We start from the raw sequence: 16,164 nt of genomic DNA, 5'->3' as shown, positions 1-16,164 counted from the left end.
TGGTGTCACTGTTTCTAGAGTGACACTAATGCCAGCTTTGTTCTATAGCAATTTTAGCTACTTAGTGACTTAGTGTCAATAACGCTATAGCGTCAATATGCCAGATTCTTTAGTCCGCGGAGGCGGACATCGTTTGTATAGCAGCGGTTTCAACCGCCGAGTTTTTTCTTATTTCTCATACCTGCGCGGTGTGTAAACCCAAATATCTCCAAATTTCCGAGGAATAATCCGAGTTTGACTCGAACCGACAATTACTAAAGTTCTCATATCCGCGTCTTCCGGCTGGAATTCGCCAAGAGTACAAACGCGCACGGATTGGCCCGATCGCCCGAGGTTTCGCCCCAATACAACCGGGGTTTTAGGATCGCGAGTTTCTAACAAAATCTCGATCGCCCTTCCCAATTGCCAAATCCGCTGTTTCGAGATTGGATTGTAGAATGCCATAACTAAATCCGCAGCAGCAGCAGCCGAAATCCGCTGTTCTATGACCTCCCAAGGCTTGAGAATATCCGAAAGCGAAATCACACAAAAATCGTGGCCGAGAGGTGCTCCGATCGCAGCAGCAGCCGCCTGCATGGCAGAAATCCCCGGTGCTACCCGAATGTCGATGCCTTCCCATTCGGGTTTAGCGTCAAAGTCGATCGCCTCAAACACCGCCGCAGCCATCGCAAAAATCCCCGGATCTCCCGACGAAACCACGGCGACGGATTTACCGGATGCTGCTAAATCTAAAGCAAAACGCGCGCGATCGATCTCTTCCCGGTTGTCGGAATCGTGCCTGTTTTGTCCTTCCCGCAGAGTTCCGGCTAAGTCGAGATAGAACTTGTAACCCACCCAATCCGTGGCTTCCCGCAGAATTTCCTTAACTTCCGGGGACATCCAAGGTGCGCCTCCGGGGCCCGTACCGACGATCGCCAGTTTGCCGCGACTAACGCCGATCGCACTTGGATCGATCGGTTCGGTAGCAAGTGCGATCGCGCAACTAAAGGCGTTTGTGCGATCGTATGCGATTAACTGACTGTTTGCACCCGCTGCTGTCAGGCTAATTTGGGCGGCGGTGACATCAAAACTGGAATTATATTGTATTAATTTAACTGTGTCGAATTCCACAAGTTCGGGAAGATTCAAAAAACGGACTGGCACTTTAAAAAATTGGCTAATTGCTTCTAAAGTCGGATTTCCCATATCATGTTTTAAGGCAAAAAATCCGGCAACCGAGGCTGCTGCTAAATCTGCGTTTTCTAAGATTTGCTGCACGTAGGAAATTGCTATTTCCGGCTCAACATAGGATAGATTTGTGAGTGCAAATGCGGCAATTTGCGGGTGGTAAACTAAACAGTCGGGCGTCGGTACAATGGCTTTTTCGGTGACGCGGATGGTTAATTTGGCTTCGGGGGCGATCCTCTCCGTTGGCGTAGCCCCCGTAGGGGCGGGCTGCGCTAACGGCAAATTGCTCTCGGAAAGCCAGTTAGCAGCCCCTTCTAGCTGTACTTTCGCCCCAGCGAGCAAATTTGAAATAAAAGTCTTCGCGTCCTCTGGATTCGCCAAATAATAGCCTTGGGGAGGACTCAGCAGCGCCGTGCGAAACCGGATATCTCCTGTCGTCGTGATGGCGGGCTGTACGCCGAGGGCTGCGGCAATTTCTCTGGCTAAGTCGTTGACTCCGTGCAAACCTCCCAGCAGCGGTACAACGGCGCTTCCATCTTCGGCGACGGCTAAGACTGGGGGTTCGGCGCGTTTGTCTGACAGCAGCGGGGCGAGGGTGCGGATGATGATTCCGGCGGCGCAGATGGCGATGATTGGGGTTTCTGTGGCGAATAGTTCTCGCAAGGTTTCGCCGAAGTTGCTAAAGTTGATATCTGTGTCGGATGTGCGATCGACTAAACCGTAAATCTGGGAACCTGGGAAGACTTTGGAGATTGTTTTGGCGATCGCTAGGCTGTTTTGACCTAGGATAATTATTGCGGGCGGAAGTCGATTCACGGTTTTATATATGGCTGTGTTTGGATTGGTTTGATTATTTTAATCTGTTGTTACTGAAATAAAACATATTTGACGAACCGCGAAGGCGCGTTAGGCGAAGCCACGCGTAAGCGCTAGGGCGCGAAGGATGAGTAAGAAAAGAAGAAAGATATAGAAGAAGTTTATTTTTTTTTCTTCTCTATCAGTGGCACCGAATAGCAAGGGTTTGAAGCCCCAGCATGAAGGCAGATTGTGATAAGAACGGAGTTTAAATCTCCGCTTTTATCACTTCGCTGTCAACTGTCAACTGTCAACTGTCAACTGTTTAAAGGCGTCTTGCCTGTGAATTTCTGAGATTAGTTGATTTTACCAACTTTGCCTTTAATATCCAGTTTATTGTTCTGTAAATTATTTAATTTGCGATCGTAAGTTGCGACAGTTATGGGAGTTGTATAGCGGATCTAGCGAAAGATTAGCGAAGGTTGTTGGTAAGAGAGCTCTATACGTTTAAGCGGTTATATAAGCTGTCAGTCATACCTCATCTTTTTGAGAAAGGCTATATGAATGAACTGATGAGAAGATTGAAGGGGTGGTTGTAGTTTCTTGATTGATGTTTCTCAGGTGCGATCGCCCAATTGGCACTACAAACCTGATAAACTGGGGCCTGTATAGTAAATAGGACTTACACCTAACCCTCATCAACCGGGTTTCTTAGCCGAAGTTCGAGTATAAATAACCAACCGAGTCTCAATTAGTTGCGTTTTAGAATGAGAAAATTTTTAGCATTAGTTGTGTTTGGGATGATACTTGCCCTCTCTTCTGTAGCTGTGGCCGCTCAACCTTTGTCCGTCGCTTATCCTCCCGCCAACCACAAAACGATCGCCGATCGCATTTTTCTGATCGGTACAGCCCCGCCAACCGGACAAGTATCGGTAAATGGCCAGCAAATTGCGCGCACCGCCGCCGGCCATTTCGCCCCGACTTTTCCCCTGCAAATCGGCGAAAATGTCTTTAGCTTGCGTTACCAAAATCAGCAAGTTCTTCTTAAGGTGACGCGCGAGTCTAATCAACCACAAGTCCCCGCAGGCTTGGCTTTTGCAAAAGATTCCCTGACGCCGAAAGTCGATGTAGCCAGTTTACCGGGGGAATATATCTGCTTCGGCGCGATCGCTCCGGCGAATGCGCGAGTTGCGGTAAAATTGGCTGGCGTTGATATTCCTCTCAAAGCGCGATCGCAAGTCGAACTCCCCGATAACAAATCTGTCTTGTTAGGCGAAAACTCCCCCATCAAAAAAGGCAGTAGCGAACAGTATCAAGGCTGCGCTATTACCCCGGAAAACTCCGGCGAATCTAAGGCAGAAAAAATAGATTTAGGAGTGCCAATATTTTATCTAACAATGAACGAGCAAATTATCACTCAACCAGGTACTGGCAAAATTTCTATCCTCTCTCCAGCCGAGTTAGAAGTAGCAGAAGTCACAGCAGATCCGGGTGTTGCTAGAACCGGGGCGAGTACGGATTTCTCTCGGATGACACCGCTGCCCAAGGGAACGCGCGCCACAGTTATCGGGCGCGAGGGAGAATGGATTCGGCTCGATTACGGCGCTTGGATTAAAGCATCTGAGGTGCGAATTGTCAAAGATGCAGTGCCTGCGCGATCGATTATTCGCAGCGCCAAATCGCGTCAAGTTTCCGGCTGGACAGAAGTTTTATTCCCCTTAGAAATACCAGTCCCAGTCACGGTACAAGAAGGAGAACGCACCTTCACTTTAACTCTGTACAATACCACCGCTCAAACTGACATTATTCGTCTCGACGACGATCCAGTAATTTCGCGTTTGGCATGGCAACAAATCTCGCCACAACAAGTACAATATACTTTTAATCTCAAATCTGCCCAGCAGTGGGGATATAAATTGAGATACGAAGGCACAACTTTAGTGCTGTCTTTAAAACACCCGCCGACAAATACCAGCGCGGTGCCGATTTCATCAGAAAAACCGCTGTCAGGAATTAAGATTCTGATCGATCCGGGACACGGCGGCCCGCAGGATTCCGGGGGGGTTGGCCCTACAGGCTACCGCGAGAAAACAGTAGCTTTAATTGTGTCGAAATTGGTGCGGGAGGAATTGGTAAATCGGGGCGCGAATGTGGTAATGACGCGGGTGGAAGATGTCGATTTGGATTTGCCGCCGAGGGTGGAAATGATTCAAAAAGAAGAACCTGCGATCGCAATTTCGATACACTACAATGCTTTGCCAGATAACGGCGACGCGATAAATACCAAAGGCGTCGGCGCTTTCTGGTTTCACCCGCAAGCGCACAGTTTGGGAATGTTTTTGCACAATTATTTAGTTGCAAAACTGAACCGTCCGAGCTATGGTATATTCTGGAACAATCTAGCGATGACTCGTCCTGCCGTTGCTCCATCTGTTTTAATGGAATTGGGATTTATGATCAATCCCGAAGAGTTTGAATGGATTGTGAATCCGACAGAACAGCAGAAGTTAGCTTCTGCCATTGCCCAAGGCATTACCGAATGGTTTGCTTCGGTAAAATAACATTTCGCAGTAAGGACTTCAGTCCTTCCAACCCAAGGAGATTAAATAAATGTTGAGTTTGAGTCAATCAAAAGCCTTTTTCATTGCAGCCGCCTTTGCAAGTTTTAGTTTTTCACTTTACAGCTTTCCAGTTTTCGGGAAAGAGCAAAGTCTGGCACCGGAAAAAGTAGAAGCTTTAAAAAAGCAAACTCAATGCTCGTTTATTACAGGTGAAGGCGGCCCGGTTAACATTCGCAAAGGCCCCGGCAATAAGTACCCAGTTGTAGCTAAACTCAAAAGAGGAGACGGAGTTCGGGCTGTTAGCAGACAAGGTAGTTGGGTGAAAATTGCGGCCCGAACTTCTGGGAATGCTCCTAATGAAACTTTTACAATCCTTGACGGTTGGGTGAACAATAAATTTATCAATGGTTGTTCCGAAGACCAATTTGATAGATGGCGGAAATAGATTCGGTACTCTAAGGAATGAAAATTAAATAACTTACACGCTCGATGATCGATGATTGTTGTGGGATGGGCGTCCCGCCCGTCCTTTCTGCACGGGCGGGACGCCCATCCCACAAATTTGCTTAAGTTATTTAATTTCTATTCCTAAGGTATGTAGTTGCGCTCTTTGCGCTCTAGGTCAAAGAGCGCTGAAGCGCAACTACGTACCCTTATCAATCTGAAGACCAATTTGATACATGGCGGAAATAGATTCAGTCTTCGATAAAAGTTTCACAATACTTCTGAGGTATGTAGTTGCGCTTCAGCGCTCTAGGTCAAAGAGCGCTGAAGCGCAACTACGTACCCTTATTTAATAAGCCTCGTACAAATATTTTTATGATACAATAAAGAGGTTTGCTAAGAGTTGATTGAATCCTAACTCCAACTTATTTTCACTCTTGTCTTTCTATAAAGTGTCATACTCTAAAAACTCAATTGGTAATTAATAATGCACAAGATTCCTGTTACAGTGATCACTGGTTTTCTCGGTAGCGGCAAAACCACCCTAATTCGCCATTTATTGCAAAACAATCAAGGCCGCCGCATTGCTGTTTTAGTTAACGAATTTGGCGAAATCGGAATAGATGGAGAATTGCTGCGCGATTGCCAAGTTTGCGATGAAGAAGAAACTGTCACCAGCAATATTGTCGAATTAACTAATGGTTGTCTTTGCTGCACTGTGCAAGAGGAATTCTTGCCGACTATGCAGGAATTGTTGAAGCGCAAAGACCAAATTGATTGTATCTTAATCGAGACTTCTGGCCTCGCACTTCCTAAACCTTTGATTCAAGCTTTTCGCTGGCCGGAAATTCGCACGGGCGCTACAGTTGACGGTGTGGTTGCTGTTGTTGATTGCGAGGCTGTTGCTAACGGTACTTTTGTTGGCGATATTGATGCTTTGATGGCGCAGCGAGAGGCTGATTCGAGTTTGGATCACGAAACGCCGATCGAGGAATTGTTTGAAGATCAGTTGGCCTGTGCCGATATGGTACTGTTGACGAAGGTCGATCGCGTAGATGCGGAAACTCACCAGAAAGTTCAAACCTGGTTGCAGCAAGAGTTACGCCCGAGTGTGAAAATTGTGCCTTGCAAAGCTGGCGAAATTAACCCCGATGTGCTGTTGGGATTTAATGCGGCGGTTGAGGATGATTTGGAGTCTCGCCCGAGTCACCACGACACGGAAGAGGAACACGAGCACGATGATGATATTAACTCGACTTTCTTTATTGCCGATCGCGAATTTGAACCAGAAGCTTTGGTGAAAAAGCTGCAAGCCTTGATGCAGCAGGAAGAAATTTATCGGATTAAGGGGTTTGTGGCGGTTCCCAAGAAACCGATGCGGATGGTGTTGCAAGGTGTTGGCGATCGCATAGAATGTTTTTACGATCGCCCTTGGCAACCTTCCGAACTCCGTCAAACCAAGCTGGTGCTGATCGGCAAAGAGTTGGAGCGCGATCGAATTGCAGCTATGATTGGTAATTAATTGTCTGGAGTCATCGGTCATACCTACAAAGGTTCGTAGTGAGGAATGCAAGTCCTTGTTCTATGGATGCGGACTTGCATTCCTCACTACCACCTGCACAATCCGACAGGCTCTGGCGAACAATTTATTAACATTATTTAATATTGTTGCTGCTGCCAACAAGTGTAGGCTAAACTAGCGACAATGGTTATCATTCTACAAAACTAGAGGTAAAATATGGTTACTGCTGGAGCGATCGAATCAGTTCCCGTGACCGTTCTCACAGGCTATCTGGGTGCAGGTAAAACTACGCTACTCAACCACATTTTAACACAGGAACACGGCAAAAAAGTTGCAGTCATCGTCAACGAATTCGGCGAAGTAGGCATCGACAACCAACTCATCATTGATGCCGACGAAGAAATTTTTGAGATGAACAACGGCTGCATTTGCTGTACAGTCCGAGGTGATTTAATTCGGATTATCGGCAACTTGATGAAGCGGCGCGACAAATTCGACCACATAGTCATCGAAACCACAGGTTTAGCCGACCCCGCACCCGTAATTCAGACATTCTTTGTAGACGAAGATATGCGGGATCAACTGCTGCTAGATGCAGTAGTCACTGTCGTTGATGCCAAGCACGTATGGCAACATTGGGATGCCGAAGAAGTTCAAGAACAAATTGCCTTTGCTGACGTGGTTTTGCTGAACAAGACCGATTTAGTAAGTGCGGAAGAATTGGCAGAATTAGAAAAAAGAATTCGCGCCATGAATGCAATAGCAAAAATCCACCGCACTCATAACGCAGAACTAGAAATTGATGCGTTGTTGGGCGTCCAAGCATTTGATTTGAACCGGGCATTAGAAATCGAACCCGACTTTTTGGGCGTACACGTTCACGAACATGATGCAACAGTAAAATCAATGGCAATAGTAGAATCTGGTGCTGTTGATGGCGACAAATTTAGTGATTGGATTGGCGAATTATTGCGAACTCAAGGCACAGATATCTTTCGGACAAAAGGCATTTTAAATGTATCTGGACAAGAAAAGCGCTTTGTTTTTCAAGGAGTACATATGCTGTTCGATGGCAGACCGGATCGAGCTTGGAAAGATAGCGAAACTCCGAAAAATGAACTCGTATTCATTGGCAGGAACTTAAATGAAACTCAATTGCGAGAGGATTTCCGTCGGTGTCTAGTGTAAAAGAAACGGGTAAAAAAAAGAGCAGCCACGGTGAGCTAATTCTGCAATTTCACGCTCAAGAAATGCTATCTGATTACGTAACTGCTGTTACTTGGTCGCCGGATGGTAAAACTTTAGCAGTTTGTTCTGCTGCGGGCGAAGTAATGTTGGCGACAGTAGGGGCAGTTAACAAATTGTCCTTACAACCGCTGCAAAGTGCCACAGGAAAATCGGCAGATTGTTTGTCTTTTTCGGCAGACAGTCAATTCCTAGCCGCGGGCGGACAGGATGGACGGGTGCGAATTTGGCGCGTTAATTCTGGGGAATTAATTGCTGATTTGGATAACAAGCGCGTCTGGGTTGATAAGTTAGCTTGGAGTCCCCACTGCAATCATTTAGCTTTTAGTATGGGCCGCTGCGTTCAAATCTGGAATGCTGATGATAATGTTGTGGAAGTAACGCTGAATTTCGACTCGTCATCTATTCTAGATTTAGCATGGCATCCGATTGTTCAATACCTGGCAGTTAGCGGCTATCAAGGTGTTAAAGTTTGGAGTGGCGATGACTGGGACGAAGACCCAGAATTTTTATCAGTACCGTCTGCAACAGGTGCAATTGCTTGGTCGCCGCAAGGGCAATATTTAGCTTGTGGCAATATGGACAATACTCTAATTGTTAGTGAATGGGGTAATTTGGAACCGTGGGTAATGCAGGGTTTTCCGGGGAAAGTTCGCGAGTTGGCTTGGTCGGATCAAACTAATTCTTTGGGTGCACCTTTGTTGGCTGCTTCGAGTTCTCAAGGTGTTTCTGTTTGGGACAGAGATGCTGATGAAAGTGTCGGTTGGGAAGGTTGGGCCCTAGAGGTGCATGAAAATGTCGTAAGTGCGATCGCCTTTCAACCTAACACATTTTTATTAGCTTCTGCATCCGCAGACGGTCAAGTTTGTTTGTGGTATGAAGCAGCACAATTGCTGCAAGTTCTAGAAGGTGCACAGGGCGGTTTTTCGTGTCTCGCATGGCATCCTGACGGTCAATTTCTGGCGGCTGGCGGGAATGGCGGCGAATTGGTGGTTTGGTCGTAATTCTTGCCCTGCAAGGGATTCAACCGATGTTAAATTGGCTGCTGGGTGTCGGTACTGGCTTGAGCCCAACATAAACAATTTAAAACTTGCTCTTTACAAAATCCTAGATTACTATAACATTTTAGTGGCTGCACAATCCTTAAGGGCGATCGACAATTATGACTCAACAGCAATTTCTCGAACAACTCAACAGCATCCTCGACCAAAACCACCTGCTGAAACATCCGTTCTACCAAATGTGGAACGAAGGTAAACTCGACATCGCAATGCTGCAAGAGTACGCACAAGAATACTACCTGCAAGTTCACAACTTCCCCACCTACGTCAGCGCCACCCACGCCGCCTGTGACGACATCAAAATTCGTCAAATGCTCCTCGAAAACCTCATAGAAGAAGAAAGAGGCGCCGCAAATCACCCCGAATTGTGGCTGCGCTTTGCCGAAGGTTTGGGTTTAGATAGAAATGCAGTTCTCGAACGCGAACATTTAGAAAAAACCACCGAATCCGTCCGCATTCTCAAAGACTTAGCGCGCAGCGAATCTCCCGCCAAAGGTTTAGCCGCCCTCTACGCTTACGAAGCACAAATCCCCGAAGTTTCCACAACCAAAATCGCTGGTTTAAAGGAATTTTACGGCATCGATTCACAAGCTGCTTTGTCTTTCTTTAAAGTTCACGAAACAGCCGACGAGTTCCACTCGCAAGCCACCCGCGAAGCGCTGTTACAGCTTTGTGAAACTGAAGAAGCACAACAAGAAGCACTGTTAGCTGCCCAGAAAGCCACTTTTGCTCTTAATTTACTGCTTGATGGTGTTTACGAAACCTATTGTCAAGCTAAGTAAGCTTCAGTTGACAGTTGACAGTTGACAGTTGACAGTTGACAGCTTCTTTCTGGTAAAAAAGGCATATTTGTAGGGCGGGTTTAGCTAGTGATTGTGACACTCGCAAACAATCTCAGAACAAAACCCGCCCGCCCTCGCTCATTCTCCTCTCTTTCTTGTCAAAATTCCTTGACTGGGACTGAACAGCAAAGCCATTAAAAATAATCCAAAAACAACTAAGACAATTGCCGCACCAGATGGCATATTAAAATAATAGCTAAGATACATTCCAGTCACACTAGCTGTAATTCCAATAATTGCGCCCAATCCCATCATTAAATGTAACTCTTTTACCAACAAATACGCCGTAATTCCTGGCCCGATTAATAGCGAAATTACTAATAGTGCGCCTACAGTTTGCAAACTCGCAACCACCGTCAGTGTAATCGCCGAAATCATCCCCAAGTAAATCCAGTTTACAGGCAAACCAGACGCCTGTGCTCCTAGCGGGTCGAAGGTATAGAATAGCAGTTCTTTGTAAAAGATTTTAACTGCGACCAAAATAATTACAGTTATCATAAAAGTCTGCTGTACGTCAGACGGTGCAACTGACAATATATTCCCGAACAAAAACCCGTCTAAGTCTAGTTTTGTTGTCCGCAAGACGCTAATTAAGGTGACGCTAATTGCTAAAAATGTAGATAAAATTAATGCCATAACAGCATCTATTTTAATCCGGGATTGCGATTGAATCCATGCCATAATTACGGCGCTGATGATTCCTGATATAAATGCGCCGATGGAAATATTGAAACCTAAAGAAAATGCCACCGGCAGTCCTGCTAATACTGAATGGGCAATCATGTCTACCATCATTCCCATTTGTTGTACAATTAAGTATGAGCCGACAACGGCGCACACAATTCCTAGCAAAATGCCGACGGCGATCGCATTTCGCATGAACTCGAATTTAAGCGGCTCAATGAGTATGTTTAACATTTAATTACTTACCTCAATAATCTTATTGTTTTAACCGCAGATAGAGGCAGATTAACACAGATAAACGCAGATATAAGATAATTATCTGCGTTTATTTGCGTTCATCTGCGGTTAAAAATAAATCTTTTTCCAGTCACGCCGAAACTAAGCTTAAATCGTATCCATAGGCTTTTTGAATATTGGCGGCGGTGAGGACTTCCCGGCAGGAACCAGTGGCAATTAACTGCTTATTGAGCAATAATAAATTATCGTATTGTTTTAAAGTTTCGCCTAAATCGTGGCTGATTACTAGCAATGTTTTGTTTTCAGCTTTGAGTTCGGCAAAAATATCGAAGATAATCTCTTCTGTGGCTTTGTCGATCGCACTAAAGGGCTCGTCGAAGAAGAATAAGTCGGCTTGTTGGGCGATCGATCTTGCTAAAAATATGCGCTGCTGCTGTCCCCCGGAGAGTTCGCCAATTTGTCGATCGCGCAAATCCCACATTCCCACCCGCAGCAAAGCAGCTTTGACTAATTCTTGCGACTGCTTCGAGGGAGTGCGAAACCAACCAGTCTGGACAGTCCGCGCCATCATCACCGCATTGTGCACCGTAATTGGATAATCCCAGTCAATTTGCGATCGTTGCGGCACGTAAGCCACCCGCGATAACTGTTCCTTCAACAACCGCCCCTGATATTTTACTATCCCCCGACAAGCCGGAATCAATCCCAGCATCGCCTTCACCATCGTGCTTTTCCCCGCGCCGTTGGGCCCGAAGACACCAGTTAACTGTCCCGGATCTAACTGAAAATTCACGCCGTTGAGGGCCGAAATTCCTTGATAATTCACAGCCAAGTCTTGCACTTCTAACATAATTCCAGATTTTGAGAACGATTCTTATTTCTAGCTACTACAATAGGATAACTCTAAAAGTAATAACGATTATCGTTCCAAAGGTGAAATGTTAAAAAACTTGACGGAAAAAAGCAGCAAATTGTGCGGTGTGGCGGTTTTGGCGATCGCCTGCGGACTGGTTGGGTGTACTTCTAGCCCCCAAGCAAAGAATCCCACACCCCAGAGTCCCGCCACCACTCAAACTCAAGCAACTCCCGCCACCAATTTGCCAAAAGTGGTAGCTACGACTGGTGTCATCTGCGACATTACTAAGGAAATTGCTCAAAGTTCGATCGACACCACCTGTCTAATCGAACCCGGAGAAGACCCCCACGCCTACCAAACCAAGCCAGAAGACCGCAAAGTCATTGAAACAGCAAATCTAATTTTATACGGCGGCTACAACCACGAACCCAGCATCATTAAATTAATTAAATCCAGCAGTAATTCCGCACCCAAAATCGCCGTACACGAACTCGCCGTTCCCAAACCGTTGATGGGCGAACACGAACACGGGAAAGAGAAAGAACAAGAAAAGTCCCACGCCACCGAAGAAAAAGTCCCCGATCCTCACGTTTGGCACAATCCTAAAAATGGTATCCGCATGGTAGAAACAATTCGCGATGAATTGATCAAAGTTTCCCCAAGCAATGCTCAACTATATACCACAAATGCCACAAAATTAACAGATGATTTAGCCAAAATAGATACTTGGATTAAAGCACAAATAGCGACAATTCCTGCCCAAAAACGCAAATTAGTTACAACTCACGATGCCCTGAGTTACTATGCCAATGCTTACGGATTAGAGATTGCGGGAGTTTTGCAGGGAGTGACAACAGAGGAACAGCCCACAGCCGCCAGAATTGCCGAATTATCATCAGAAATTAAGACAGCAGGAGTTCCGACAATTTTTGTAGAAACCACGACTAATCCGAAATTAATGCAGACTGTAGCGAGGGAAGCAAATGTCAAAATTTCCGACAAAGAACTTTATAGCGACGAGTTGGGCGGCCGAGGTACTGGCGCTGATACCTATGAAGGAATGCTAAAAACTAATACTTGTGCAATTACCTCCGGCCTCGGCGGCAATTGTACTCGGTTTGCAGGAGAAGTAGCACCAACTTCTAAACCATAGAAAAGTCGGCGGTTGAAACCGCGTCTAGACAAACAAAAACCGCCTCCGCGGTTTGAAGACAGTTAAAATTATATTATTTTCTTTACACCGCGGAGGCGGTCGCGCTCGCGAACTCGAAGTGCGGACTTGGTTTTTATAGGTGTGGTTTCAACCGCCGTCTTATCTGCGATGAATTTAAGGCAAATTGCCGTCATCGGTACTGGGGGGTTTTTGTCCAATTCCCAATTGCTTCTTAGACGATTTTAAGTCTTTCCAAAGCGCCTTAATATCTTTATAGGCTTTCTCGGCGCTAATTTTACCCCCTGTTTCCAGAGAGCAAATATAAGTTATTTTCTGAGCAAATTCCTGCAAGTTGGCATTAAACGCCAAGTTTTCAGGCGTGAAATCACCGTAGTAGCGACTGCGAGGATGTAAAAAATCTTCCCGCTCTTTCATTGCCCCCTCCTAATTCAACTTTTGGTTCTGTCTCTGCTATTAATAGTAGTCTTTGCACTTAGTATTGCGACGCTAACTTACTTTGATTGCATTCCCCAGGTAACAATTGTGATTTTTCCCTGTGTACTTAGTCGATTAAACCAATTTTAACCTTTGATTACCCGTATTTTAACCTCAATTTAACCTAAAAACACAAAAATTGGGAAATGCGCTGTTCGCATCTCCCCTTAGATATATTTTTACAGAGGTTCCTTAACCTTTTCGGAATCGGAATATTTATTTGCTGCACTCGCAGCCGATGTGGCCGCAGCCGCTACCGTTGGGGTGTCCGTCAGCGCAAGCAGTCGAACAGTAGGATTTGCCACTTTTTTCGATCGCTTCAGTGAGGCTGACAACGCACAAACAAGAAGGGCACGCGCATTTCATTTGGGTGACAGTGGTCATTTTAAATTCTCCTGGTGTGTTTCGCTCTATTAATATCTGAACATATATTCAGATATATGTCAAGGAGATGTAAAAGTTTTGTAACAAAAGGTGGGTCGATCGCGCTAATATGAAAATGAGAATTAAAATCAGCCGGGAAAAGATGTCACCGAAGTCTGCTGTTAACGGAGCGATAAGTCAGCCTGACCAAGAAAACGATACACCAACCTGCGGGCGATCGCACGTAGTTGAAAGTTCACGGGTTGGAGACATCCAAACACAAGTGCTGAACACAGCAAAAGCCCAGCGGATGGCAGAGTTTTTCAGTCTTTTGGGAGATGCGAACCGCTTGCGATTACTGTCGGTGTTAGCAAATCAAGAATTGTGCGTGTGCGACTTGGCGGCGGTTTTGAGCATGAGCGAATCGGCTGTATCGCACCAGTTGCGGGCGTTGCGGGCGATACGGTTGGTAAGTTACCGCAAAGTTGGCAGACAAGTTTTTTATAGTTTACTCGATCGGCACGTTTTAGAACTTTACCAAGCAGTCGCCGAACATTTGGACGAAGAATCTTAATTAGTCAGTTGTTGGTTGTCAGTTGTCAGTTGTCAGTTGTCAGTTGTCATTGGGAATTTCTGTATGCGCGGATGCTGTAGGGGCGAGTTCACCGATATCTGATGATGCACATCCAGAATATGTGTAAACTCGCCCTCCCCAACCAAAGATTCATGCAAGCGATTATCTGTACATCAGCCCTGACTGCCAACCAGGGGTTATCCTACTATTAGGCTTCTAGAACAGTGTGACCGGAAGCAACCACAGCTTGTTTAATAGACTCTTCCGAGGCTTTAGCTTCCACAGTCACAGTCTTGGCCGCTAAATCCACATCAATCTTAGCTTCCGGTTCCACGGTTTTGATGGCTTCGGTAATTGTGTTTCCGCAGCCGGAACAGACGATCGACGGAACATGAAGTTTGAGTGCCATAATTAAGCGATATCTTGTAGATGACAGGATTGATTCTGCTTTTATTTTAATCAAATTTCGGTTTTTGGGACAGGCTAGAAGCCCATCCCACAAGAAAAAAAATTTGTGGGATGGGCTAGAAGTCTGTTTTTGGGACGGGCTAGAAGCCCATCCCACAAGAAAAAAAAGTTTGTGGGATGGGCTTCTAGCCCGTCCAACTTTTCTTGAAAGAAATATTAAGTCCAATGACTAATGACTAATGACTAATGACCAATAACCAATGACTAATGACTAATAACTAATGACTAATGACTAATGACTTAGCCTCCGGTACGAACCGCCCGACGGCCGCCGCCACAGGCCGCAAACTTGCAACTAAATCAATCATATCCGGCAAAGAAAGAGCTTGCCGCGCGTCAGAAACCGATTTTTCCGGTTGCGGGTGACACTCAACAATTAACCCGTCAGCACCGCAAGCAACCGCTGCTTTTGCTAGAGGTGCGACTAATTCTCGCTTGCCGGCGGCGTGAGAAGGATCTACAATTACTGGCAAATGAGTTAACTGTTTTAGCGCTACGACTGTACCTAAATCTAAGACATTGCGGGTGTAATTGTCGAAGCTGCGGATGCCTCTTTCGCACAGAACTACATCGGGATTTCCGTGGCTGAGAATGTATTCGGCGGCCATCACAAATTCTTCAATCGTGGCTGACAAACCGCGTTTTAGTAAGACTGGTTTTCCGGCTTGACCGATCGCCTTTAGTAACTCAAAATTTTGCATATTGCGACTGCCTACTTGCAGCATATCAGCATAGGCGACAACCGGATCGATTTGGGCGATCGACATTACCTCAGTCACCACGGGTAAACCGTAACGCCGGCTGACATCCGCTAAAATTTCCAGTCCCTCAATTCCCATCCCTTGGAAAGCATAGGGAGAAGTGCGGGGTTTGTAGACTCCCCCGCGCAAAGCCTGCACCGGTGCAACTGAGAGTTTGCTGGCGACTGTCTCCATTTGTTCGGAACTTTCGACGGTACAGGGGCCGCCGACGATTAATAATTCTGTGCCGCCGACTGAGACGGTTTCGGATAGTTTGACTATAGTTTGGTGTTCGGGATGAGATTTGGTTGCGAGTTTGGCATCTAACATGATGGAATTCTCCTGGAAAATCGAGTGATTGGTTGACAATAAAAAACCCGGAACCTTTAAGGAGTTCCGGGTTGGCGCGAAAAGACAGCACGACAATTTACCCAGAACTCCTGCGGGGCCAAAAATAAAAGCCGTAATACCAGTTACTGAATAATGTCATTGCTGTTTTCGCTTGCGATGATTGGTGGTTGGGACAAGAAGTAGAAAAAACAAAACCGCAGGTGTTAGTCTGCGGTTCGCCCGGATGTTCACAGCAATCTGTAAATTCACTCCGGGCGAACTTGGGTATGCCAAAAATAAAAATAGCTGTTGGTTGCGAACATAGGTGAAGCGATTGGATTACTGATTAAATACAAGACTATTCGTTAACCTAGCATAGAGTGGTAGGAATGTCAAGCATTTTTTGCAACAGGTAGGGACACGGCACTGCCGTGTCCCTAATAAAGGTATGTTGTTGCGCTTGAGCGCTCTTTGAGATATATGAGAAAGAGCGCTTTTCGCGGAACTACGTACCTTACGGCTGTGCAATTTAGTCCCAGCCTCCGTCTCGATCGCACAATTGAGCTAATCTCTGATTGGGCGATCGATCGTATTCCCTCAATTACTCGTATTTTGATACATCTCTCA

The 16,164-nt window shown here is 45.9% G+C and carries 15 protein-coding genes; 8 read left to right on the top strand and 7 right to left on the bottom strand.

Annotation, left to right across the window (positions count from 1 at the left end):
- Positions 1 to 168: 168 nt before the first annotated feature.
- Positions 169 to 1,983, bottom strand: a complete 1,815-nt coding sequence (gene cobJ / locus JGK14_RS26145) for a precorrin-3B C(17)-methyltransferase (RefSeq protein WP_325315663.1) — start codon at positions 1,981 to 1,983, stop codon at positions 169 to 171.
- Between the two features lie 746 nt (positions 1,984 to 2,729).
- Here cobJ and JGK14_RS26140 point away from each other — a divergent pair.
- The 6 genes from JGK14_RS26140 (at position 2,730) to JGK14_RS26115 (ending at position 9,577) form a co-directional block, all read left to right on the top strand.
- On the top strand, positions 2,730 to 4,523 hold the full coding sequence (locus JGK14_RS26140) for an N-acetylmuramoyl-L-alanine amidase (RefSeq protein ID WP_293326588.1): 1,794 nt from the start codon (positions 2,730 to 2,732) through the stop codon (positions 4,521 to 4,523).
- Between the two features lie 49 nt (positions 4,524 to 4,572).
- A complete protein-coding gene (locus JGK14_RS26135) occupies positions 4,573 to 4,968 on the top strand; it encodes an SH3 domain-containing protein (protein ID WP_293207762.1) in 396 nt (131 codons plus the stop codon).
- Between the two features lie 486 nt (positions 4,969 to 5,454).
- A complete protein-coding gene (gene cobW / locus JGK14_RS26130) occupies positions 5,455 to 6,489 on the top strand; it encodes a cobalamin biosynthesis protein CobW (protein ID WP_293185079.1) in 1,035 nt (344 codons plus the stop codon).
- Positions 6,490 to 6,705: 216 nt separating this feature from the next.
- Complete coding sequence (locus JGK14_RS26125) at positions 6,706 to 7,677, top strand: CobW family GTP-binding protein (RefSeq protein ID WP_293185077.1); 972 nt, start codon at positions 6,706 to 6,708, stop codon at positions 7,675 to 7,677.
- Positions 7,665 to 8,738 carry a WD40 repeat domain-containing protein gene (locus JGK14_RS26120; protein WP_325315662.1) on the top strand — a complete coding sequence of 358 codons (1,074 nt, stop codon included), beginning with the start codon at positions 7,665 to 7,667 and terminating at the stop codon, positions 8,736 to 8,738. Before JGK14_RS26125 ends, JGK14_RS26120 begins: the two co-directional genes overlap by 13 nt.
- A 158-nt stretch (positions 8,739 to 8,896) precedes the next feature.
- On the top strand, positions 8,897 to 9,577 hold the full coding sequence (locus JGK14_RS26115; protein WP_293193089.1) for a CADD family putative folate metabolism protein: 681 nt from the start codon (positions 8,897 to 8,899) through the stop codon (positions 9,575 to 9,577).
- A 138-nt stretch (positions 9,578 to 9,715) separates the two neighbouring features.
- Here JGK14_RS26115 and JGK14_RS26110 read toward each other — a convergent pair whose 3' ends face one another.
- Complete coding sequence (locus JGK14_RS26110) at positions 9,716 to 10,555, bottom strand: metal ABC transporter permease (RefSeq protein ID WP_293198285.1); 840 nt, start codon at positions 10,553 to 10,555, stop codon at positions 9,716 to 9,718.
- A gap of 133 nt (positions 10,556 to 10,688) precedes the next feature.
- Entirely contained in the window at positions 10,689 to 11,408 is a 720-nt protein-coding gene (locus JGK14_RS26105) for a metal ABC transporter ATP-binding protein (RefSeq protein ID WP_293185072.1), read from the bottom strand.
- A gap of 88 nt (positions 11,409 to 11,496) precedes the next feature.
- Here JGK14_RS26105 and JGK14_RS26100 point away from each other — a divergent pair, with 88 nt between their 5' ends.
- Positions 11,497 to 12,567: a metal ABC transporter solute-binding protein, Zn/Mn family gene (locus tag JGK14_RS26100; protein WP_293185070.1), complete on the top strand. Its 1,071-nt coding sequence runs from the start codon at positions 11,497 to 11,499 to the stop codon at positions 12,565 to 12,567.
- A gap of 174 nt (positions 12,568 to 12,741) precedes the next feature.
- On the opposite strand, the gene JGK14_RS26095 is transcribed toward JGK14_RS26100, so the two are convergent.
- Both JGK14_RS26095 and JGK14_RS26090 read right to left on the bottom strand, forming a co-directional pair.
- A complete protein-coding gene (locus tag JGK14_RS26095) occupies positions 12,742 to 13,002 on the bottom strand; it encodes a DUF7219 family protein (protein WP_293185068.1) in 261 nt (86 codons plus the stop codon).
- A gap of 276 nt (positions 13,003 to 13,278) precedes the next feature.
- Positions 13,279 to 13,446 (bottom strand): metallothionein, encoded by a 168-nt coding sequence (locus tag JGK14_RS26090; protein ID WP_293185067.1) that lies wholly within the window; start codon positions 13,444 to 13,446, stop codon positions 13,279 to 13,281.
- A 142-nt stretch (positions 13,447 to 13,588) separates the two neighbouring features.
- On the opposite strand from JGK14_RS26090, the gene JGK14_RS26085 reads away from it, so the two are divergent.
- Positions 13,589 to 13,999 (top strand): ArsR/SmtB family transcription factor, encoded by a 411-nt coding sequence (locus tag JGK14_RS26085; RefSeq protein ID WP_325315672.1) that lies wholly within the window; start codon positions 13,589 to 13,591, stop codon positions 13,997 to 13,999.
- 208 nt (positions 14,000 to 14,207) lie between these two features.
- Here JGK14_RS26085 and JGK14_RS26080 read toward each other — a convergent pair whose 3' ends face one another.
- Together JGK14_RS26080 and aroF are read right to left on the bottom strand one after the other, a co-directional pair.
- On the bottom strand, positions 14,208 to 14,408 hold the full coding sequence (locus JGK14_RS26080; protein ID WP_293146624.1) for a heavy-metal-associated domain-containing protein: 201 nt from the start codon (positions 14,406 to 14,408) through the stop codon (positions 14,208 to 14,210).
- Positions 14,409 to 14,685: 277 nt separating this feature from the next.
- On the bottom strand, positions 14,686 to 15,558 hold the full coding sequence (gene aroF, locus JGK14_RS26075; RefSeq protein ID WP_325315671.1) for a 3-deoxy-7-phosphoheptulonate synthase: 873 nt from the start codon (positions 15,556 to 15,558) through the stop codon (positions 14,686 to 14,688).
- Positions 15,559 to 16,164 lie beyond the last annotated feature (606 nt).

The organism is Microcoleus sp. PH2017_28_MFU_U_A (assembly GCF_020738035.1).
GTDB lineage: Bacteria > Cyanobacteriota > Cyanobacteriia > Cyanobacteriales > Microcoleaceae > Microcoleus.
Note: the sequence above shows the minus strand (reverse complement) of the source record. Positions and strands in the feature narration are given on the sequence as shown.

Coding starts and splice junctions, on each gene's coding strand:
- JGK14_RS26140 (WP_293326588.1), top strand. CDS start 2,730: ATGAGAAAATTTTTAGCATTAGTTGTGTTTGGGATGATACTTGCCCTC.
- JGK14_RS26135 (WP_293207762.1), top strand. CDS start 4,573: ATGTTGAGTTTGAGTCAATCAAAAGCCTTTTTCATTGCAGCCGCCTTT.
- cobW (WP_293185079.1), top strand. CDS start 5,455: ATGCACAAGATTCCTGTTACAGTGATCACTGGTTTTCTCGGTAGCGGC.
- JGK14_RS26125 (WP_293185077.1), top strand. CDS start 6,706: ATGGTTACTGCTGGAGCGATCGAATCAGTTCCCGTGACCGTTCTCACA.
- JGK14_RS26115 (WP_293193089.1), top strand. CDS start 8,897: ATGACTCAACAGCAATTTCTCGAACAACTCAACAGCATCCTCGACCAA.
- JGK14_RS26110 (WP_293198285.1), bottom strand. CDS start 10,555: ATGTTAAACATACTCATTGAGCCGCTTAAATTCGAGTTCATGCGAAAT.
- JGK14_RS26105 (WP_293185072.1), bottom strand. CDS start 11,408: ATGTTAGAAGTGCAAGACTTGGCTGTGAATTATCAAGGAATTTCGGCC.
- JGK14_RS26100 (WP_293185070.1), top strand. CDS start 11,497: ATGTTAAAAAACTTGACGGAAAAAAGCAGCAAATTGTGCGGTGTGGCG.
- JGK14_RS26095 (WP_293185068.1), bottom strand. CDS start 13,002: ATGAAAGAGCGGGAAGATTTTTTACATCCTCGCAGTCGCTACTACGGT.
- JGK14_RS26090 (WP_293185067.1), bottom strand. CDS start 13,446: ATGACCACTGTCACCCAAATGAAATGCGCGTGCCCTTCTTGTTTGTGC.
- JGK14_RS26085 (WP_325315672.1), top strand. CDS start 13,589: ATGTCACCGAAGTCTGCTGTTAACGGAGCGATAAGTCAGCCTGACCAA.
- JGK14_RS26080 (WP_293146624.1), bottom strand. CDS start 14,408: ATGGCACTCAAACTTCATGTTCCGTCGATCGTCTGTTCCGGCTGCGGA.